We start from the raw sequence: 16,634 nt of genomic DNA on the forward strand, positions 1-16,634 counted from the left end.
AAGTTCTTTTTAATCATATCAAAATTTCCGTTCGATTAAAAATCAGAATGAGCGTTGGAGGCGGCTTTATACATTGGTATATGAAAAAGGTACCCATAACACCCAATTGTGCATAAGGTATTGAGTACTAAACTTAAACCGAGGTGGATGTGTATGTTCTATCATATTAAAGAGTTGCAGTATGAAGCCAAGCCTTCAGCCCCTAACCCGATATATGCAAAACAGGTTCAGGAAATCCTAGGCGGCCAATATGGAGAAATTTCTGTTATGATGCAATACTTATTTCAAGGTTTCAATGGAAGGGCAGATAAGAAATTCAGAGATCTTTGCTTAGATATAGGAACAGAGGAAATCGCTCATGTTGAACTGCTTGCGACCTTAATTGCACGGCTTTTGGACGGCGCACCATTGTGCGAACAGGAAGCAGCCTATAACAATGATCCGGTTTTAGCAGCTGTCATGGGCGGCGGGAACCCGCAGCATGTCATTGTCAGCGGGTTGGGTGCGATGCCGGTGGACTCTGTAGGAAACAAGTGGACGGCAGCGTATATTGGTTCAAGCGGCAATCTGTTGGCCGACTTCCGTGCAAACTTGACGGCAGAATCAATGGGAAGGCTGCAAGCAGTACGCTTATATGAGACGATTGATGATCCGGGCGTAAGGGATACCCTGTCTTTCCTGATTGCCAGAGACACCGCCCATCAGAATCAGTGGGCTGCAGCCATCGCTGAGTTGGAAGCAAGAGAGGGAGATATCGTTGTTCCGACAACGTTCCCTAGAGAGCTTGAAAAACAGGCCGTCTCTTATGATTTTTACAATCTGTCCAGAGGAGAGGCCAGCAAGACAGGCAGATGGGCACAAGGCCAAAGCATGGATGGGAGATCGTTTTTCAATTATGTAGCTGAGCCTGGACCATTCGGAAGGAAGGCAAAGCTAACGCCAGCGCCTCCGTTTGTTCATGACACGATGCCTAAGCCAAGTATGATGTAGGCGCGAAAGCAGCGTCAGCCAAACAGAAAGCTTAGTGAAAGTGTAAATCAGATATGTAAAAATGGCTGAAAGGTATAAGAAAGAGGCTGGGACATAAGTTGAAAACTAATTGATTTAAGCAGAAATAATCGAAAAAAACCGCATGAGATCAAGGTTATATACTCTTGATTTCATGCGGTTCATTCATGTTATTAGGCTCTTATCTTAAAGAGGTTACTTATAAGGTTATTTACCGCTGCTTCCTGAACGTAAGCGGATTGGAGCGGAAGGTGCGCGATCTCCTGCGGGACTACCGGGACAGGTGAGACCAAGGTTACGTACCCACCGGAACGTAACCCCGCAGGCAAAGCCGAGGAGGCTCACCGCCCGCCCCGCGGAGTCGTGCACCTGGAGCGGAAATCCATTCTTTTTATTCAGACACATTCTTTGCGAAAAGAGCCTTTTTTTAAGGTTTTGTCCCAGCCTCTTTCATATTTATTTAGACACTATAAATTTTTAATCAAGTTTTCCAGCTTCTCAAAATGAGTTTCCTCAAATAATTCTTCTCCCACTTTTAAAGAAGAAAAAGCACTCTCGATAAGAAACCTCCGTGGAGTCTTTGAGTGAAGAAATTCCTCCTGGATAAAATCCAATAATTCCAGATACTTTGCCTGGTCTTCCCGCTCAATAAGCTGTTGTTTCAAGAATAATACAGTATGATAGAGTTCCTGTCTTTCATCCTGGTTGTCCGTTTGATGTTCAGGAAACCAGACCTGCAGGAGTTCCGGCTGAAATAATGGCTTCCTGCCTTTACCCAGTTCCTCCGCGATATTGACGATGCGGTCGACGCTGTAGTGGACAACCCTGTGCAGCCCTGCGTTTGTGTTATTAACCAATGAATAATAGCGAAGGTTATGATGCAGAATGCCGAGAAATGTAATGGCGCAATCCAAAAGATAAGGTCTTTTGCTTTCGCCAAAGATGTCCAGGAACCGCCCGTGCAGCCAGTAAATCATCTTCAGCTGCCCTCTTTTGACCGAGTTCTTTAAATCTTCGTCTTTTGACATCATCACTTCCTCATAAAGAGGAATCAATTTATTTTCTTTATTTTCAATCATTTGTATTTCGATTTGTTTGATGAAAATTTCTATATCAGAAGGATCCTGGCTTATCAGCAGATCATTTCTTTTCTTTTCGATTTCACTGTATATGGACTTGAACAGTTCGATCAACAATTCATTCTTCGAGGAAAAATAATTGTAAAATGTCCCTTTTGAGATGCCGCTTAAATCCAAAATGTCCTGTATGGACGTTTGCTGAAATCCCTTTTCGATAAACAGACCATGTGCTTGTGTGATCACATGCTCCTTCCTCTTATTCATTATTTTGCCCCCTGACTATACCGCCTGTATAAATCTGATAATAACCTAGTATCCTTGAATCTACAAACCTTTATGAAAAAAATAAAATTTCCAATTGAATTTTTTGAACTGATGGTATATGATAAATCTTGTTTAAAATGACAGTATAAAAAAATGAACTAACGGTATAGGAGGAGAACGAATGAAAGGTACAACAAAAAATGTCCGTCCTCAATATGGGATATTGGCTGTTCTGATGGTTGGAGCTTTTATCGCATTTTTAAATAATACATTACTTAATATTGCCCTCCCGTCCATCATGATGGAGCTGGAGGTCGAAGCATCCACGGTACAGTGGTTGACAACCGGCTTCATGCTGGTGAACGGAGTATTGATTCCGACAACCGCTTTTCTTATTGAAAAATATTCGGTCCGCCGGCTGTTCTTAGTGGCGATGACTTTGTTTACAATCGGTACATTGCTTGCTGGGATTGCACATGTATTCCCGGTTCTGCTGGCAGGACGCATGGTTCAGGCATCTGGAACTGCAATTATGATGCCGCTCTTGATGAATGTTATGTTGGTCAGCTTCCCGGTTGAAAAACGAGGAGCGGCTATGGGTGTATTCGGATTGATCATGATGGCTGCGCCTGCCACTGGCCCGACTTTATCCGGCTGGATCGTCGAAAACTATGATTGGAGAATGTTGTTCCACTTTGTAACACCGATTGCTGTGATTGTGCTTTTACTTGGATTCTTCTTATTAAAGGATAAAAAAGAGAAAGTGGACCTGCGCTTGGATTTCTTGTCAGTGATCCTTTCCAGCGTCGGTTTTGGAAGTTTATTATATGGTTTCAGTTCTGCCGGTACAAAAGGTTGGGACAGTCCCTGGGTTTACGGAATGATTGCGTTGGGTGTTGTCTCTTTGGTGACATTCATTCTGCGCCAATCTAAATTGGAAAGGCCGATGCTAAACTTCCAGGTGTTCAAATATCCGATGTTTGCCTTGTCTTCCTCGATTACGATGGTCGTCAATATGGCCTTGTTCTCCGGGATGTTGATGATTCCGATTTACGTGCAGACAATCCGTGGGATTTCCCCGTTGGATGCCGGGTTGTTAATGCTGCCGGGTGCATTGGTGATGGCCTTTATGTCACCTATCACTGGAAGGCTGTTTGATAAGTTCGGCGGACGTGTGCTGGCTACAAGCGGGTTGATGATTACGGTCGTAACAACTTATTTATTCAGTAAGTTGACACAGGATACGTCTTATACCAACCTGGTCATCTTGAACTCTATCCGGATGTTCGGTATGTCGATGGTTATGATGCCGGTTTCGACAAATGGTTTGAACCAGCTTCCAGCACGTTACTATCCTCATGGTACTGCGATGAATAACACATTGAATCAGGTTTCCGGTGCAATTGGAACGGCATTGCTCATTACGGTAATGTCCAATCGCACGGTAACACATACGAAGGAACTCATGCAGGGTGCGATGGAAAATCTAACAGGCCAGCCTTCAGAAGCAGCCATGGCTCAAATGCAGCAGCAGGTTGCTATGGAAGGGATGCTTAAAGGCATTAATGATGCCTTCCTTGCAGCATCAGCTATTGCAGCTGTAGCGCTGGTATTGTCATTCTTTATTAAGAGGGCAGTCCAAGCGGAAGATCCGGTTGAAGAGATGCCTGTTAATAAAAAAGTTGCCGCTGAATTGGCTGCAGGGAAATAACAGAATTGTAAGAAGAGGGACGATCTTTAGGTCTCTCAGGTTACACTGTCTGGGTACTGAGACTACATTGTGAAATAAAAAAGAGGCTGGGACATAAGTTGAAAACTAATTGATTTAAGCAGAAATAATCAAAAAAAAACCGCATGAGATCAAGGGGTTATATACTCTTGATTTCATGCGGTTCTTTCATGTTATTAGGCTCTTATCTTAAAGAGGTTACTTATAAGGTTATTTACCGCTGCTTCCTGAACGTAAGCGGATTGGAGAGGAAGGTGCACGACCTCCTGCGGGACTAGCGGGACAGGTGAGACCAAGGTTACGTACCCACCGGAACGTAACCCCGCAGGCAAAGCCGAGGAGGCTCACCGCCCGCCCCGCGGAGTCGTGCACCTGGAGCGGAAATCCATTCTTTTTACTCAGACACATTCTTTGCGAAAAGAGCCTTTTTTTAAGGTTTTGTCCCAGCCTCTTTTTGTTGAAATATAGGCACCGTCTATGTCTATTCACCTGTTCCGTATGATTTATCCTTATTAATCCCTTTTACGATGTTCGAACCAATGGCACCGATGATCAGCACGATTATTGGTAGAGGGTTGTAGTCGACAAAGAAGGTGGTAAATGGAAGATCCATCGATCTAAATACCAACGTTAAAACCCTGCCAAACATAAAGATGAGGCCGATGACAAGCAGCCAGTTAAATACTTTTTCCAAGAAATTCATTGTGTTCTCCTTTACTCCATTATTTAAGTTTAATCCGTACCCTTTTGGTTGTACTCTTTATGATCCATAGAGTCATAGCCAGCAGAAATGCTGTTAAAATAAACGATGTAAATAAGGAGAAATCCTGCTGGCTGCTTAAATCTAAAAGAAACTTAAGAGGCTCCCTCAACTCAGACTCCCAAAGAAAATCTGAAAGTGAAATGATGACAATAGCCAAGAGAATATACATCATGCCGCCAATCCCGCCAAAACGGTAAAATCCAGCACCAATCAACCATCCAGCAGCATAATACATCAGTATATTTACACTGAAGACCAGCATGGTCAGTAGTAAGGGTGCATCTGATCCGATAAATGAATTAGTTTCAATCCCAGAGTCTATCACTTTCTCAATGGCTGTAATAATGCCGGCCGACAGCATGAGCACTAATGATACGACAAAAGACGAAACAGCCGCCCCTTTAAAGTAATCCCTTCTTGTAATGCCGCTTCTAACGTAAAAAGTCAGAAAAGCATGGACTGATAAGATTCCAATCACCAGCATGTAAATTTTAGAAGGTCCATATGCAAACGTCAGGAAGCTTTGCTCATTAACAGCATCATTATTAACGAATCTCTGTAAAATCACATAAGCAATGAATACAAAAGACATAAACCATGCAGACCAAATTAACTGCAATACAGACATATCAGCGGCGACTTTGACGGCTTGTTGATTATTTGCCATTTTCGTTAACCTCCTCGCCTGTTAAATGGATGAACAGGTCCTGCAGTGAAACAGGTCCGACTTCCAATCCTTTCTGTTGGGCAACCTGCCGTTTCTCTTCTGAGATTTCTCCATAAACCATTGTTGACTTTGTCCCTCCAAGTTTCTGAGAACTTAATTGTTTCATGTCACGGACAAATGCATCTACATCTTCGACTGAACCTGTAATGGAAGCTCCCCGCTCCATTAACACGTCGACTGGTTCTTTGAGGAGCACTTTTCCATTATGGAGGAAAATGGCCTCTTCAAATAAATAGTCCATTTCCGAAACTAAATGGGTCGAAAGAATGATGGTCCGTGGGGATTCTTCATAATCCTCTAGTACTTTTTGATAAAATAATTCCCGGGTAGGTGCATCCATGCCGTTATAGGTTTCATCAAATATCGTGATGGGAGATCTGTTAGCCAGTCCCATCGTTACATTTAATGCCGACTGCATACCCGTCGAAAGGTGCTTCACCTGTTTATGGAGAGGTATATTGAAAAGCTCAACCAACTCAGCTGCCAATTCTTTATTGAAGTTAGGACGGTATCTTTCACAGGCTTCCAGCATCCCTTTTACTTTTTCTGTTTCATCACTGTAATCCGTGTTATAGGCAAACGTGACTTGAGACATTATTTCTGCATTTTCAAAAGGTTCTTTTCCGCCGATTTTGATTGTTCCCTCGTCTGGTTCCAAAAAAGAGGCCAAAAATGAAAGAAGGGTGGACTTACCTGCACCATTCCTTCCGATAAGGCCGTAAATCTTTCCGCTTTCAAGCTGCAAATTGATATTCTTTAAGGCCTCTGTCTTTCCAAATTTCACAGTTGCGTTTGTAATAGCTATATCAAAACTCATTCTTTATCACGTCCTTTCAATTGTTTCAGGAGATCAACAATTTCACCTTCTGATATTCCTAACTTCTCTGCTTCCTGGATCAATGGCAGCATATACTGGTCAACGAATCCTTCTCTTCGCTGTTCCAAAAGCATTGCTTTTGCACCCTCGGCCACAAACATCCCCACACCTCTTTTTTTATAAATGATTCCGGCATCCACTAGTAAGTTAATCCCTTTGGCTATAGTTAAGTGATTGATTTTATAAAACTTCACAAGCTGGGTAGTTGACGGAATTTGATCATGTTCTGTTAACTGATCATTTACAATCTGATCTTCTATCCTTTCTTTGATCTGGATGAAGATTGGCCTGTTATCATCGAATGGCTGGCTCAATAGTCCATCACCACAACATTCACTCCTTAGTGTTATATGGTTATATAGTTATGTATATAACCATATATGAGATTGGGTTATTCGTCAATAAAAAATTTTCGGATTGGCAAGGTGATGTTTCGTTGGGGAAGAGGTAAGCTGGATGTTCTAGTGGCATGTTTAAGTTTGAGCGGTGAGAGAACACTTCTGCTTGTGGTCCAGATTGCTGTGTTGCTCTTTTTTTAAAGATTAATATCATTGGTGCTATGGTCATGCACTCTTATACGCAAGGATGGTATTATAGGTTGTTTCAATTTCTCAGAAACAGCAATCGATCTTGGTGATTTCATTCGTTAATTCTCTCATGCATTTGATACCATTTTAGCCTAAAGCTTTCATATTCATCACTATCCTTACTGTTGTTCGTCCCCTGATTCACATTAAGAAGGACAACCTTAACTTAACCTGAAAATTGAAATTATTAGGAAAAAGATCCAAGTGGAGAAACAGTTACCGGGGGAAGGGTGGAAGTTCTACTATCGGCTATAAAAAAAGCCCTGCAGAATGAGAGAGTTTTTACAATACGATGATTAAGGAGGAAACACCCTATTACAAAGAAAGAAGTAATTTATAATATAATGATTAGGAAGAAACATCCTATATAGGACAAGTACAACAGTAGAATAGGATGATTAAGAGAACCAAACTTAAAAAGTATCCGGCATGGCAGCTGGAGGGCCACACACAACAAAGTAAGGTCAAGGGGGATGGAGATGGAAAACAACGTTTTTGAACAGATGGCAAACAGATATGATACGGAAGAAAGAATTGAATTGGCTAAGGTAATCGTTAAGGAAGTAAGGAAGGAATTACAAAACAGTCAATCTAAATCTTTAATTGACTATGGAAGTGGTACTGGTTTAATTAGTTTAGAATTAGCAGATTTAGTGAAATCTATTTTACTGGTCGACTCATCAGAACAAATGGTAGAGGCAGCGAAAGCTAAAATTTCGCGGAGGGGTATGGACAACGCAAAAGTACTTTACTCAGATTTCACTGCAGATAGTACGGACCTTAAGGCAGACATCATTTTAATGTCCCTGGTTCTACTTCATATTCCGGATACTCATAAAATCTTACAAGAGTTGTTCAACATCTTAAATAAAGACGGCAAGCTGATTATTGTTGATTTTAATAAAAATGAAAGTATCAATCATCCGAAAGTTCACAACGGTTTTTCGCATGAAGAGCTAATTGGGAAATTATCTGAAGTTGGTTTCAAATCAAATGAAATGAAGACATTCTATCATGGTAAAAACATATTTATGAAACAAGATGCTTCAATGTTTATATCCAGAAGCATCAAGTGATGTGCTTTTTAAATTCAATTAGAACGGTGAAGAGCTTGAGACTTCGACCGTTTTTGTGTGAGCCGTACTCACGTGAAAACGGGCATGAACAGTAAGATCTTCAAGCCTCTTTACTTTATCAAATTACCAATGCTTTTATATAATTGATTTACCGGCCAGGTGGAATGATATAAGAGCATGCCGTAAATCCTTATCGGTGTGTTTCACACGGCAAGGAAATAAAAACTAAAGGAGAATGCCAGATGAATTTCGTGACTCTAAATAATGGGTTGAAAATGCCTCAGCTTGGTTTTGGTGTATGGCAGGTTGAAGATGATCAAGCGACTGCAGCTGTTTCAAAAGCAATCGAAGCCGGCTATACTTCTATTGATACTGCAATGATTTACAAAAATGAAGAAGGCGTGGGGAAAGCAATTAAAGAAGCTTCTGTTTCACGTGAAGAACTCTTCATTACAACAAAAGTCTGGAACACTGATCAAGGCTATGATAATACTTTGCGTGCCTTTGATGAAAGTTTGGAAAGATTAGGACTTGATTACGTTGACTTGTATCTGATTCACTGGCCGACTCCTGAATTTGATGAATATGTTGATACATATAAAGCTTTAGAGAAGCTATATCAAGACGGGAAAGTGAAGGCGATCGGCGTATGTAACTTTGAAATCGAGCATTTGGAACGCCTGCTGAAAGAATGTGATGTCAAGCCTGTATTGAACCAGGTTGAATGCCATCCGCATTTGGCTCAAAATGAATTAAAAGAGTTCTGTGCTAAACATGATATCTTTGTTGAAGCATGGAGCCCTCTTGAACAGGGTGGAGAAGTACTGCAAAATGATATAATCAAAAGCATTGCTGGAACACATGGGAAAACACCTGCTCAGGTTGTGCTTCGCTGGCACTTGCAAAATAACACGATTGTCATTCCAAAATCCGTGACTCCTTCCAGGATTGAAGAAAACATCAATGTATTTGATTTTGAACTGTCTGAAGAGGAAATGAACAAAATCAATGAACTGAACCTGGACAGACGTAAAGGCCCGCACCCGAATGAGATGAATGTCAGATAATAAAGATATAAAAAGGCGCGCTCAAGTACTTTGAGCGTGCCTTTTTTGAACCAAGCAGCAGAGTCGTCGCTTTTGCCACTCATTTAAAGGATAAAACGTATCCTTTTCCCCTTATATTTTCAATATGAATAAGGTCCTGTGTTTTTTTGCGTATGCGGTAAATCAAGGCATTGACTTCTTCCATGCTTACATCAGGAAACTCTTCATTGGAATGAAGCCTCTCGGGCCATACCGATTTTTTTATCTCCTCAACAGAAACAAAATGTCCTCTTTGCTGCAGGAGCAGTTCGATCCCTTTATATTCTTTTTCAGAGAAGGAGTAAATGTTACCTGAGACTGTTAATTCCTGTTTCAGTGAATCTAAGGTGAATTCATCATATGTATCAGTCTCCAGAAATATTGGTTCAAGGTCTGCGGTCAACTCGAGGCTGGAAGTAGAAAAGGATAATTTAATACAGCCATCAGCAAGTACCAGCTTATCTGAATGTTTCAGAAGAATCTCTTTTTCGTGGGATAACGGTTTGTTATTCAACAAGGTACCATGCTTACTGCCGAGGTCTTTAACAAAATATTGCCCTTGATCATTACAATGAATTTCCAAGTGTTCCCTGGATACATGGATGTTGTCGAAAGAAATATCAGGCGCTGTGTTTTTGGACTTTCTGCCAATTATCAGTTTTGGATGGTGCAAGGCTATAAAGGCGCCTTTCTCATAAGGAGTGCCTTGTTCAACGATTATATATGAGGGTGTGTTCATTGTATTCTCCTAAAATCATTTTCTATTTATCAGAGTCCTGTTATACAATTATTATGGTTTACCTATTGAGTATAGAATGCAAGGTTTAATATGATTCATTTATACTAAAGACTATATATATCTTATAACTTAATAGGAGGTAAGCAAAGTGAAATTCAAGAAAATTTTAATAAGAACTCTGATCATTATTCTCTTATTCTCTTTATTTGTTATTTTCAATAACAGTTCTCTTTTTACCAAGCAACGGGACGGAGAACCTTTTCTCCTTGCACATCGCGGGCTTGCACAAACGTTCAGTATGGAAGGAATTCAGGGAGATACCTGTACGGCGGAGAGAATATTCGAACCGGAACACCCATATCTGGAGAATACAATCCCATCCATGGAAGCGGCATTTAAGGCGGGAGCCGATATGGTTGAGTTTGATATCAGGCCGACCAAGGATGGACAGTTTGCGGTATTCCACGACTGGACGCTGGATTGCCGGACAAATCTAAGCGGCGAACCGAAAGAATATACGATGGAACAGCTAAAGGAAGCGGATATCGGCTACGGCTACACAGCGGATGACGGAGAAACATATCCTTTCAGAGGAGAAGGAATCGGATTAATGCCTTCCTTGGATGAAGTGTTATCCGCTTTTCCTGGCAAAACATTTCTCATTCATATCAAAAGCAATGAACCAATTGAAGGTGTGCAGCTTGCAGAAACGCTGTCCAAACTCCCGGAATCACAACGAAGTTTGATCACTGTTTATGGAGGAGATGCCCCGGTTACAGCCTTTAAAGCAGAGCTTCCTGAGATGAAAGTCATGTCCAAAGAATCATTGAAAAGCTGCCTGTTTTCATACCTGGGTCTAGGATGGTCCGGAAAGGTCCCTTCTTCCTGCACCAATACTCAATTACATATTCCGGAGAAATACGTCTCCCTGCTATGGGGCTGGCCGGATAAATTTCTGAACAGGATGGAATCAGTGGACACGCGAGTGATTATCGTTGCGGGAGACGGGGGTTGGTCGGAAGGCTTTGATTCAGATGAAGATCTCACGAGGCTTCCATCGGACTATAGTGGGGGAATATGGACGAATCGGATAGACATAGTTGCTCCATTTTTTGAAAAATAAGGAAGGAATTTCAATCTGCTAAGCGAATAGAACTATAAGTCTGAAAAAATAAGGAAATTCCAAGACTGAAAGTTTTAAAGATAGATAGCGGAGTCTGTACATCGCTGGAAATCCTTAAACAAAGGAGAGAAGGATATGAAATCGCTGAATAAGTCATTTTTATCCATTTGTGGAGGCATCTTGGCTGCCGGCATTTTAGGAGGAGGGATGGTTTCCGCCGAAGAGTCGGATAAAGGGATTGTAAGCAAAGCAGAAGAGGCAAGTCCGCTTTATGTACCGGTCGGTAATGGAGGCCATACTTGGACTTTCGTCAAAACCGAATATACAACAACCGGGTATATTAAAGTCTATAGTGACAAGGATTCTTATTGGTATTATGTAAAAGAAGTATACTATACCAACAGCAGCAATTATGTTAAGACCGTCTACAGCAAATTTGCTATTTGATTATGAAAAAAGAGGGCCAATAGTAAACAGGCCCTCTTTCTTAGTGTAATTCTTCAAATAATATATATTTATCTTCTTCCGTCTTAGCAACCAGAAAATGTTCATGATTTTTGACGGTGAATAGGTCAGTGCCTTCAGCCAGGCTGTTGGAGGACAACTCTTCAACGGGATGAAGGCTGGGGTCAATTTTAACAAGTATTTCTCCAATAGGCTGATCCAGCGTTAACTCCTGTTTCTCATGCAATCTCAAGTATTCTTTGCCGCCTACGGTCATCATCTCACCATAACCGCATAGTTCATTTGCAGGTGATGCTTCTTCTGCACCGCATGCGCTCAGGAATATCAGGGACAATCCAAATATGCCGATTTTCTTCATATATTTCCTCCTTATACTACAGGTATATATGAAAGATATTCAGGCTTGTCTGTAAAAATGTATTTCAATTAATATGTGGGTGGTTCAATACGGATTAATAATTTTTGTAAGAAATAAGATATCCTCTTGAATCATAGTTTTAATCGTTTCATCTGTACATCTTTTGTAATCCTCAAGGAGTCTTCCCAGCTCCTTAATGAACATAAGTATTTCCAAGTCCTTTAACATACATAACATCTCCGTTCTTATAGGTAATATTGCCTATAAGACAGTGGGTTAAACCTTCTTTGTAAAAAATGGAATCAATTTGTATGCGAAGTCATATTAAAGAAGGATATTGCGAAAGTTGTTCGAAGTAGTACCAGCAGGCTATTAATCTTAAATTTTGAGGTGAACCATGAAGTTAAAAATCATACATACAAATGACCTTCACAGCCACTTTGAAAATTTTTCAAGAGCGGCTTCCGTAATAAAAGAATTGAAAGATGAGGATACCCTTGTCCTTGATGGCGGGGATTTTGCAGATTTTAAAAGTATTGAGCTGCAGGGAACGCGGGGCCTGGCAGCAGTGGAGTTGCTGAATTCTGTTGGCTATGACGCTCTGACAATAGGGAATAATGAAACCTTCAATGGTGTGGACACACTTGCATATATGGCTGCGGCAAGTCCTCTTCCGTTCATTAGCAATAACCTGCGCAGAAAAGACCATACAGCCGTACAAGGGGTTGTATCATCTACGATCATCGAGAAAAATGGCCTGCGCATTTTCATCACAGGCTCTTCACCAAATCTAGGTGATTTCAATGATGGCCTTGGTGTGCATATCCGTTCCTATAAGGAAGCTCTCATTGATGAAATCAAGGAAAATCAGGGACAATATGATGTTTGTCTTGTGTTAAATCATGTGGGAACATTAGCTGATGATGATCTTGCAGAGGAAGTGGATGGAATTGATATCATAATATCTTCCCACGATCACCAGCTATATCCGAAAGCAAAAATCATTAATGGTACCATCCTGAACAGTGCGGGCTGTTACGGAGAGTACGTCGGTATCCTTGAATTGTATGTTAAAAACGGAAAAGTGGAGCTTGTACATTCTGAAACAATCGCAACGAAGGATGCTTCCGAAGATGAACAGATACTGTCAATTTTAAAACGAAATAAAGAAAAAGCTGTCAATGCGTTGAGCCAGCCACTTTATCCTTTGAGAGTATCCTTATGGCATGATGTCGTACAGGAAAATCCAATAAGCAACTTGATTGCAGACGGGTTGAAAGACATGCTGAATGCAGACATCGGCCTGATTAACGGTGGAATCGTAAATGCTGGAGCATTCGATTATCTTTCCAACAAAAAACTTATTGAAATCTGTCCTTCCCCTTTAAACCCCACTTTATTTGAAATCCGGGGAAAAGACTTACGGAAAGCACTTGTAGAATCGCTGGATGCCCAAGTATGCCTTGCAGATGGCCGGGGACCTGGTTTCAGAGGAAGATTTGTGGGAAGGCTCCATATTTCAGGAGTCAAAGTTGTGTATAAAGGGAACGCCATCACTCATATATCCGTAGGAGATGATCCTCTTGAAGAGGAAAAGTGGTATAAGGTGGCAAGCTCTGATTATTTACAGCGGGGGTCGGGATATCCATCTCTCGCCAATAATAAAAATGTAAAGTACCTTCCTGAAGAAATAAAAGATGTCATTCGTCTATACGCTGACAATCCTGGGTTTGTAGAACAAGCATTGATTAACAGGTGGACTGCAGCCAGTGCCATTTCAATCTGATAGTATATCCTTCTGTTTTTCAGATTGTTATAATAGTTGAATACTATGAATGGAAAGAGTGAAGCCTTATGAAAGAAGGCATAAAGCTGCTGGCAGAAGCAGTAAACCAGTTACATGACGTGTTAATCACGGTTTCAAATGACGTTTTAGGAATGAATCTGACTGACAAAGACCTGCATTTTTGGATTATGGGGGTCATTGGCATTGCCGTCTTCTTTTTCATCTTTGCAGTCACCAAGTGGTTTTCTAAATTGCCTTTTGGTATTACAATGATTGCTTTTTTGTATACATTGACTTTTATGTTCGTTCTGGTATTTGCGATAGAGATCCAGCAGGCTATTACGAACCGGGGAAATATGGAATTTGCCGATGCTGTCGTTGGTATGTGGGGCTTTTTGGTTCTGTTTTTCCTGTATGCAGGGGTTGCCATTCTGATCATTGGAGGGAAATTCCTTTATAAAAGATATACTGAGAAAAGCACAGAAATAAAAATGTAGCCTTCCTGATTTATTGAAAAGGCCTTGAGAGTCAAAAGGGGTCTAATAGAAGAAAAAGGTGCATTATGAAAGGACTCATGATGCACCTGAACTGATCTGGAATACAGGGCTCCTAGCTATAGGTTAAACGATTTTCGTTTTGCCGCACTCCCGGCATTTCCTGTAAAACATTCCGTCTTTTACGGTAGATTTAAACAATTTGTTTCCGCATTCGCATCTCCCGCTGATTTCATCTGGTTCATCTTTATAATAAACAATGTTTTCGTTACTGTTATCCTCATTGCTTGCCATTTCACAACTTCCTTTCGTTGCTTTTACTTCCATTATAAATATAGCAAGAATCTCTATGAAATTCCATTGCACTCTTGCCAGGAATACAATCAAATTGGATGCTGATACAGGTTAAGTGATTGAGCATGTGCTGCGATAAATATTATTACTCATAAAATCCGTTTCCGCTCATAGGATTAGTTATGTATCCTACATCAAAGGGGGAACATAATTAATGACTGAAAAAAATTCAAACAATCCCAAAGATTTGTTGAAAAACACTTCGAAACAGGCCAGTGATCTTGTGAACCAGACTGCTGATACAGCTAACGGAATCGTAAAGTCGATAAGTGGAGAAGGCGGTCTTGTTGGCAAGGTTTCTGACACGTCCACTGATCTTGTCAAAGGAGTTTCCAAGACAGGGAATAAGGCTGTTGAAAAAACAGTCGATACAGCTTCCGGCCTTCTTAAGGGAGCATCAGGTAAAGTATTTAAGAAAAAATAGAGTGAAATGAAGGATGCGCGGGGTTAGCGCTCCTTCTTTTTTTATGTATTTCCCCCGGTTATTCCCGTAAAAGATATGTTTCTTGAAAAAGGTGAAGTGGTCTCACAAACGTGGTGCACCTTTCCATGTGGGTAAGCCTCGAACACCTTGTGATTTAAACATAAATCGAAATTTAGCTTATAATGAAGATAGAAAACATAGCTCAAAGGAGATGAAAAATTGGATTTTTCTACATATAATGATTGGCTTGGGGAACTGGATTTAGGTGACATACTGATTACCATTGCTGTGGTCGCCGGAATCCTTATTGTCAGATCAGTGGCTTTATGGAGCTCCAAGAAACTTTCCCGGTTTCATGAAGTGACAAGGAGCCTTGTGAACTGGATCAGCTTTTATGGGATTCTGTTGTTCCTATTGATTTATTATGGGGATTCCAGATGGATGTTTGCGGAATTGTTTTCTGCCGGACAAATGAAAGTAACCGTATTTCTTATCGTCATAGCGGTGTTGATCATCTCGTTGGCCAGCAGGTTTTCTAAAGTCGTCACAAAAGCGATTCTGCCTGCAATGTACAATCACTATAATCTGGATAAAGGCCTGCGGTTTACTTTTGACCGGATTGCCCACTATACCATTATGGTGCTGGCGTTCATCATCAGTTTGACGACTGTCGGTATCGACCTGAGTGCATTGACTGTTTTTGCCGGTATCATAAGTGTGGGAATCGGGTTCGGGCTGCAAAATATTGCTTCCAATTTTATCTCAGGAATCATTCTTTTATTTGAAAGGCCGATTAAGGTGGGCGACCGCGTGATTGTAGATGAAATCATTGGCGATGTCGAAGAGATTAAGATGAGGGCGACGGTGATCAAGACGCTCGATAACGAGCATATAATCGTTCCCAATTCTTATTTCCTGGAGGAGAAAGTGGTTAACAGGTCTTTCAGCGATCCTCGTCTTCGCCTTGTTCTGCCGATAGGAGTAGCCTATGGTACGGATGTAGAGAAAGTAAGGGAACTTCTATTACAGGTTGCGAAAGATGAAAGTGAAGCTTCGCTGACAGTCCTTGATTCACCAGAGCCATTTGTGAATTTTGTCGGGTTTGGGGAATCCTCTCTCGATTTTGAACTGTTCCTCTGGATATCCGACCCTAACCAGTTCGTTGTCATAAAAAGCAATGTTAATTTCCGGATTAACCGTATTCTTTCTGATAACGGTATTGAAATTCCATTCCCGCAGAGAGATCTGCATATCCGCAGTTTTGATGTTTAAATAAGAGTGCTTCCTCAAAAAGAAGCGGGTTCGGATTTCGAATACAAAAACTAAATTAGCACACCAATTAGCAGTCCGATTCGCAACTGAATTAGACTGCTTCTTTTTTTTGATATATATAGGGGTTAATAAAATGAAGGCGAAATTCGCCCTGAATTTCGCCCCCCTTTTAACACAGATAAATTAAGCGCACATTTTTTTCCTTAATTATGAGTAACCTTTGATTGTTTAAATAAGGGTAGTTTTTCCCGTTATCTTGCAGAATAGGGGTAGGTTCGGGGGAAATAAGGGGATTTTTGGACTTCTGTCAAGAAAATGGACAATCTAAAAAGGTATTTTGTAACCCTTAATGGCTACCGCACTTCGTTTGGTGGGCCTGAGTAATGAGTGATTCAAAATTGAATCACTCATTACTCAGGCAAAT

The 16,634-nt window shown here is 40.9% G+C and carries 18 protein-coding genes; 10 read left to right on the forward strand and 8 right to left on the reverse strand.

What is annotated here, in order from left to right; all coding sequences use genetic code 11:
• The first annotated feature begins 153 nt into the window (after positions 1-153).
• Complete coding sequence (locus M1E09_RS03685) at positions 154-990, forward strand: manganese catalase family protein (RefSeq protein ID WP_456273535.1); 837 nt, start codon at positions 154-156, stop codon at positions 988-990.
• A 485-nt stretch (positions 991-1,475) separates the two neighbouring features.
• Here M1E09_RS03685 and M1E09_RS03690 read toward each other — a convergent pair whose 3' ends face one another.
• Positions 1,476-2,351 (reverse strand): TetR/AcrR family transcriptional regulator, encoded by an 876-nt coding sequence (locus M1E09_RS03690; RefSeq protein ID WP_456273536.1) that lies wholly within the window; start codon positions 2,349-2,351, stop codon positions 1,476-1,478.
• A gap of 181 nt (positions 2,352-2,532) precedes the next feature.
• On the opposite strand from M1E09_RS03690, the gene M1E09_RS03695 reads away from it, so the two are divergent.
• Positions 2,533-4,062 carry a DHA2 family efflux MFS transporter permease subunit gene (locus M1E09_RS03695; RefSeq protein ID WP_456273537.1) on the forward strand — a complete coding sequence of 510 codons (1,530 nt, stop codon included), beginning with the start codon at positions 2,533-2,535 and terminating at the stop codon, positions 4,060-4,062.
• 499 nt (positions 4,063-4,561) lie between these two features.
• Here M1E09_RS03695 and M1E09_RS03700 read toward each other — a convergent pair whose 3' ends face one another.
• Genes M1E09_RS03700 through M1E09_RS03715 form a run of 4 tightly spaced genes read right to left on the reverse strand, consistent with a single transcriptional unit; the run spans position 4,562 to position 6,761 of the window.
• A complete protein-coding gene (locus M1E09_RS03700; RefSeq protein WP_456273538.1) occupies positions 4,562-4,783 on the reverse strand; it encodes a hypothetical protein in 222 nt (73 codons plus the stop codon).
• Between the two features lie 19 nt (positions 4,784-4,802).
• Positions 4,803-5,510, reverse strand: coding sequence for a hypothetical protein (locus M1E09_RS03705; RefSeq protein ID WP_456273539.1), 708 nt, complete (start codon positions 5,508-5,510; stop codon positions 4,803-4,805).
• On the reverse strand, positions 5,500-6,387 hold the full coding sequence (locus M1E09_RS03710) for an ATP-binding cassette domain-containing protein (protein ID WP_456273540.1): 888 nt from the start codon (positions 6,385-6,387) through the stop codon (positions 5,500-5,502). The genes M1E09_RS03705 and M1E09_RS03710 overlap by 11 nt, the downstream gene beginning before the upstream one ends.
• A complete protein-coding gene (locus M1E09_RS03715; RefSeq protein WP_456273541.1) occupies positions 6,384-6,761 on the reverse strand; it encodes a GntR family transcriptional regulator in 378 nt (125 codons plus the stop codon). Before M1E09_RS03715 ends, M1E09_RS03710 begins: the two co-directional genes overlap by 4 nt.
• 752 nt (positions 6,762-7,513) lie before the next feature.
• Between M1E09_RS03715 and M1E09_RS03720 the strand changes: the two genes are divergently transcribed.
• Entirely contained in the window at positions 7,514-8,110 is a 597-nt protein-coding gene (locus M1E09_RS03720) for a class I SAM-dependent methyltransferase (protein ID WP_456273542.1), read from the forward strand.
• Positions 8,111-8,352: 242 nt separating this feature from the next.
• Complete coding sequence (locus M1E09_RS03725; RefSeq protein WP_456273543.1) at positions 8,353-9,177, forward strand: aldo/keto reductase; 825 nt, start codon at positions 8,353-8,355, stop codon at positions 9,175-9,177.
• 79 nt (positions 9,178-9,256) lie between these two features.
• On the opposite strand, the gene M1E09_RS03730 is transcribed toward M1E09_RS03725, so the two are convergent.
• A complete protein-coding gene (locus M1E09_RS03730) occupies positions 9,257-9,934 on the reverse strand; it encodes an FHA domain-containing protein (RefSeq protein WP_456273544.1) in 678 nt (225 codons plus the stop codon).
• 148 nt (positions 9,935-10,082) lie between these two features.
• Here M1E09_RS03730 and M1E09_RS03735 point away from each other — a divergent pair, with 148 nt between their 5' ends.
• Positions 10,083-11,057: a glycerophosphodiester phosphodiesterase family protein gene (locus M1E09_RS03735; RefSeq protein WP_456273545.1), complete on the forward strand. Its 975-nt coding sequence runs from the start codon at positions 10,083-10,085 to the stop codon at positions 11,055-11,057.
• 135 nt (positions 11,058-11,192) lie between these two features.
• The gene (locus M1E09_RS03740; RefSeq protein WP_456273546.1) at positions 11,193-11,504 is read left to right on the forward strand and encodes a hypothetical protein; all 312 of its coding nucleotides are present in this window, start codon (positions 11,193-11,195) and stop codon (positions 11,502-11,504) included.
• 40 nt (positions 11,505-11,544) lie between these two features.
• Here M1E09_RS03740 and M1E09_RS03745 read toward each other — a convergent pair whose 3' ends face one another.
• Positions 11,545-11,880, reverse strand: coding sequence for a hypothetical protein (locus M1E09_RS03745; protein WP_456273547.1), 336 nt, complete (start codon positions 11,878-11,880; stop codon positions 11,545-11,547).
• A gap of 397 nt (positions 11,881-12,277) precedes the next feature.
• Between M1E09_RS03745 and M1E09_RS03750 the strand changes: the two genes are divergently transcribed.
• Complete coding sequence (locus M1E09_RS03750) at positions 12,278-13,666, forward strand: bifunctional metallophosphatase/5'-nucleotidase (protein WP_456273548.1); 1,389 nt, start codon at positions 12,278-12,280, stop codon at positions 13,664-13,666.
• 68 nt (positions 13,667-13,734) lie between these two features.
• A complete protein-coding gene (locus M1E09_RS03755) occupies positions 13,735-14,163 on the forward strand; it encodes a hypothetical protein (RefSeq protein WP_456273549.1) in 429 nt (142 codons plus the stop codon).
• A gap of 123 nt (positions 14,164-14,286) precedes the next feature.
• On the opposite strand, the gene M1E09_RS03760 is transcribed toward M1E09_RS03755, so the two are convergent.
• On the reverse strand, positions 14,287-14,454 hold the full coding sequence (locus M1E09_RS03760) for a hypothetical protein (protein WP_456273550.1): 168 nt from the start codon (positions 14,452-14,454) through the stop codon (positions 14,287-14,289).
• A gap of 214 nt (positions 14,455-14,668) precedes the next feature.
• Between M1E09_RS03760 and M1E09_RS03765 the strand changes: the two genes are divergently transcribed.
• Together M1E09_RS03765 and M1E09_RS03770 are read left to right on the forward strand one after the other, a co-directional pair.
• A complete protein-coding gene (locus M1E09_RS03765; RefSeq protein ID WP_456273551.1) occupies positions 14,669-14,938 on the forward strand; it encodes a hypothetical protein in 270 nt (89 codons plus the stop codon).
• Positions 14,939-15,157: 219 nt separating this feature from the next.
• Entirely contained in the window at positions 15,158-16,210 is a 1,053-nt protein-coding gene (locus tag M1E09_RS03770) for a mechanosensitive ion channel family protein (protein WP_456273552.1), read from the forward strand.
• Positions 16,211-16,634: the final 424 nt, after the last annotated feature.

It is taken from the genome of Bacillus sp. AK031, from assembly GCF_053903065.1.

What these genes read in the sequence shown, in the direction of transcription:
- M1E09_RS03685 (WP_456273535.1), top strand. Translation starts at nt 154, where the DNA reads ATGTTCTATCATATTAAAGAGTTGCAGTATGAAGCCAAGCCTTCAGCC.
- M1E09_RS03690 (WP_456273536.1), bottom strand. Translation starts at nt 2,351, where the DNA reads ATGAATAAGAGGAAGGAGCATGTGATCACACAAGCACATGGTCTGTTT.
- M1E09_RS03695 (WP_456273537.1), top strand. Translation starts at nt 2,533, where the DNA reads ATGAAAGGTACAACAAAAAATGTCCGTCCTCAATATGGGATATTGGCT.
- M1E09_RS03700 (WP_456273538.1), bottom strand. Translation starts at nt 4,783, where the DNA reads ATGAATTTCTTGGAAAAAGTATTTAACTGGCTGCTTGTCATCGGCCTC.
- M1E09_RS03705 (WP_456273539.1), bottom strand. Translation starts at nt 5,510, where the DNA reads ATGGCAAATAATCAACAAGCCGTCAAAGTCGCCGCTGATATGTCTGTA.
- M1E09_RS03710 (WP_456273540.1), bottom strand. Translation starts at nt 6,387, where the DNA reads ATGAGTTTTGATATAGCTATTACAAACGCAACTGTGAAATTTGGAAAG.
- M1E09_RS03720 (WP_456273542.1), top strand. Translation starts at nt 7,514, where the DNA reads ATGGAAAACAACGTTTTTGAACAGATGGCAAACAGATATGATACGGAA.
- M1E09_RS03725 (WP_456273543.1), top strand. Translation starts at nt 8,353, where the DNA reads ATGAATTTCGTGACTCTAAATAATGGGTTGAAAATGCCTCAGCTTGGT.
- M1E09_RS03730 (WP_456273544.1), bottom strand. Translation starts at nt 9,934, where the DNA reads ATGAACACACCCTCATATATAATCGTTGAACAAGGCACTCCTTATGAG.
- M1E09_RS03740 (WP_456273546.1), top strand. Translation starts at nt 11,193, where the DNA reads ATGAAATCGCTGAATAAGTCATTTTTATCCATTTGTGGAGGCATCTTG.
- M1E09_RS03745 (WP_456273547.1), bottom strand. Translation starts at nt 11,880, where the DNA reads ATGAAGAAAATCGGCATATTTGGATTGTCCCTGATATTCCTGAGCGCA.
- M1E09_RS03750 (WP_456273548.1), top strand. Translation starts at nt 12,278, where the DNA reads ATGAAGTTAAAAATCATACATACAAATGACCTTCACAGCCACTTTGAA.
- M1E09_RS03755 (WP_456273549.1), top strand. Translation starts at nt 13,735, where the DNA reads ATGAAAGAAGGCATAAAGCTGCTGGCAGAAGCAGTAAACCAGTTACAT.
- M1E09_RS03760 (WP_456273550.1), bottom strand. Translation starts at nt 14,454, where the DNA reads ATGGCAAGCAATGAGGATAACAGTAACGAAAACATTGTTTATTATAAA.
- M1E09_RS03765 (WP_456273551.1), top strand. Translation starts at nt 14,669, where the DNA reads ATGACTGAAAAAAATTCAAACAATCCCAAAGATTTGTTGAAAAACACT.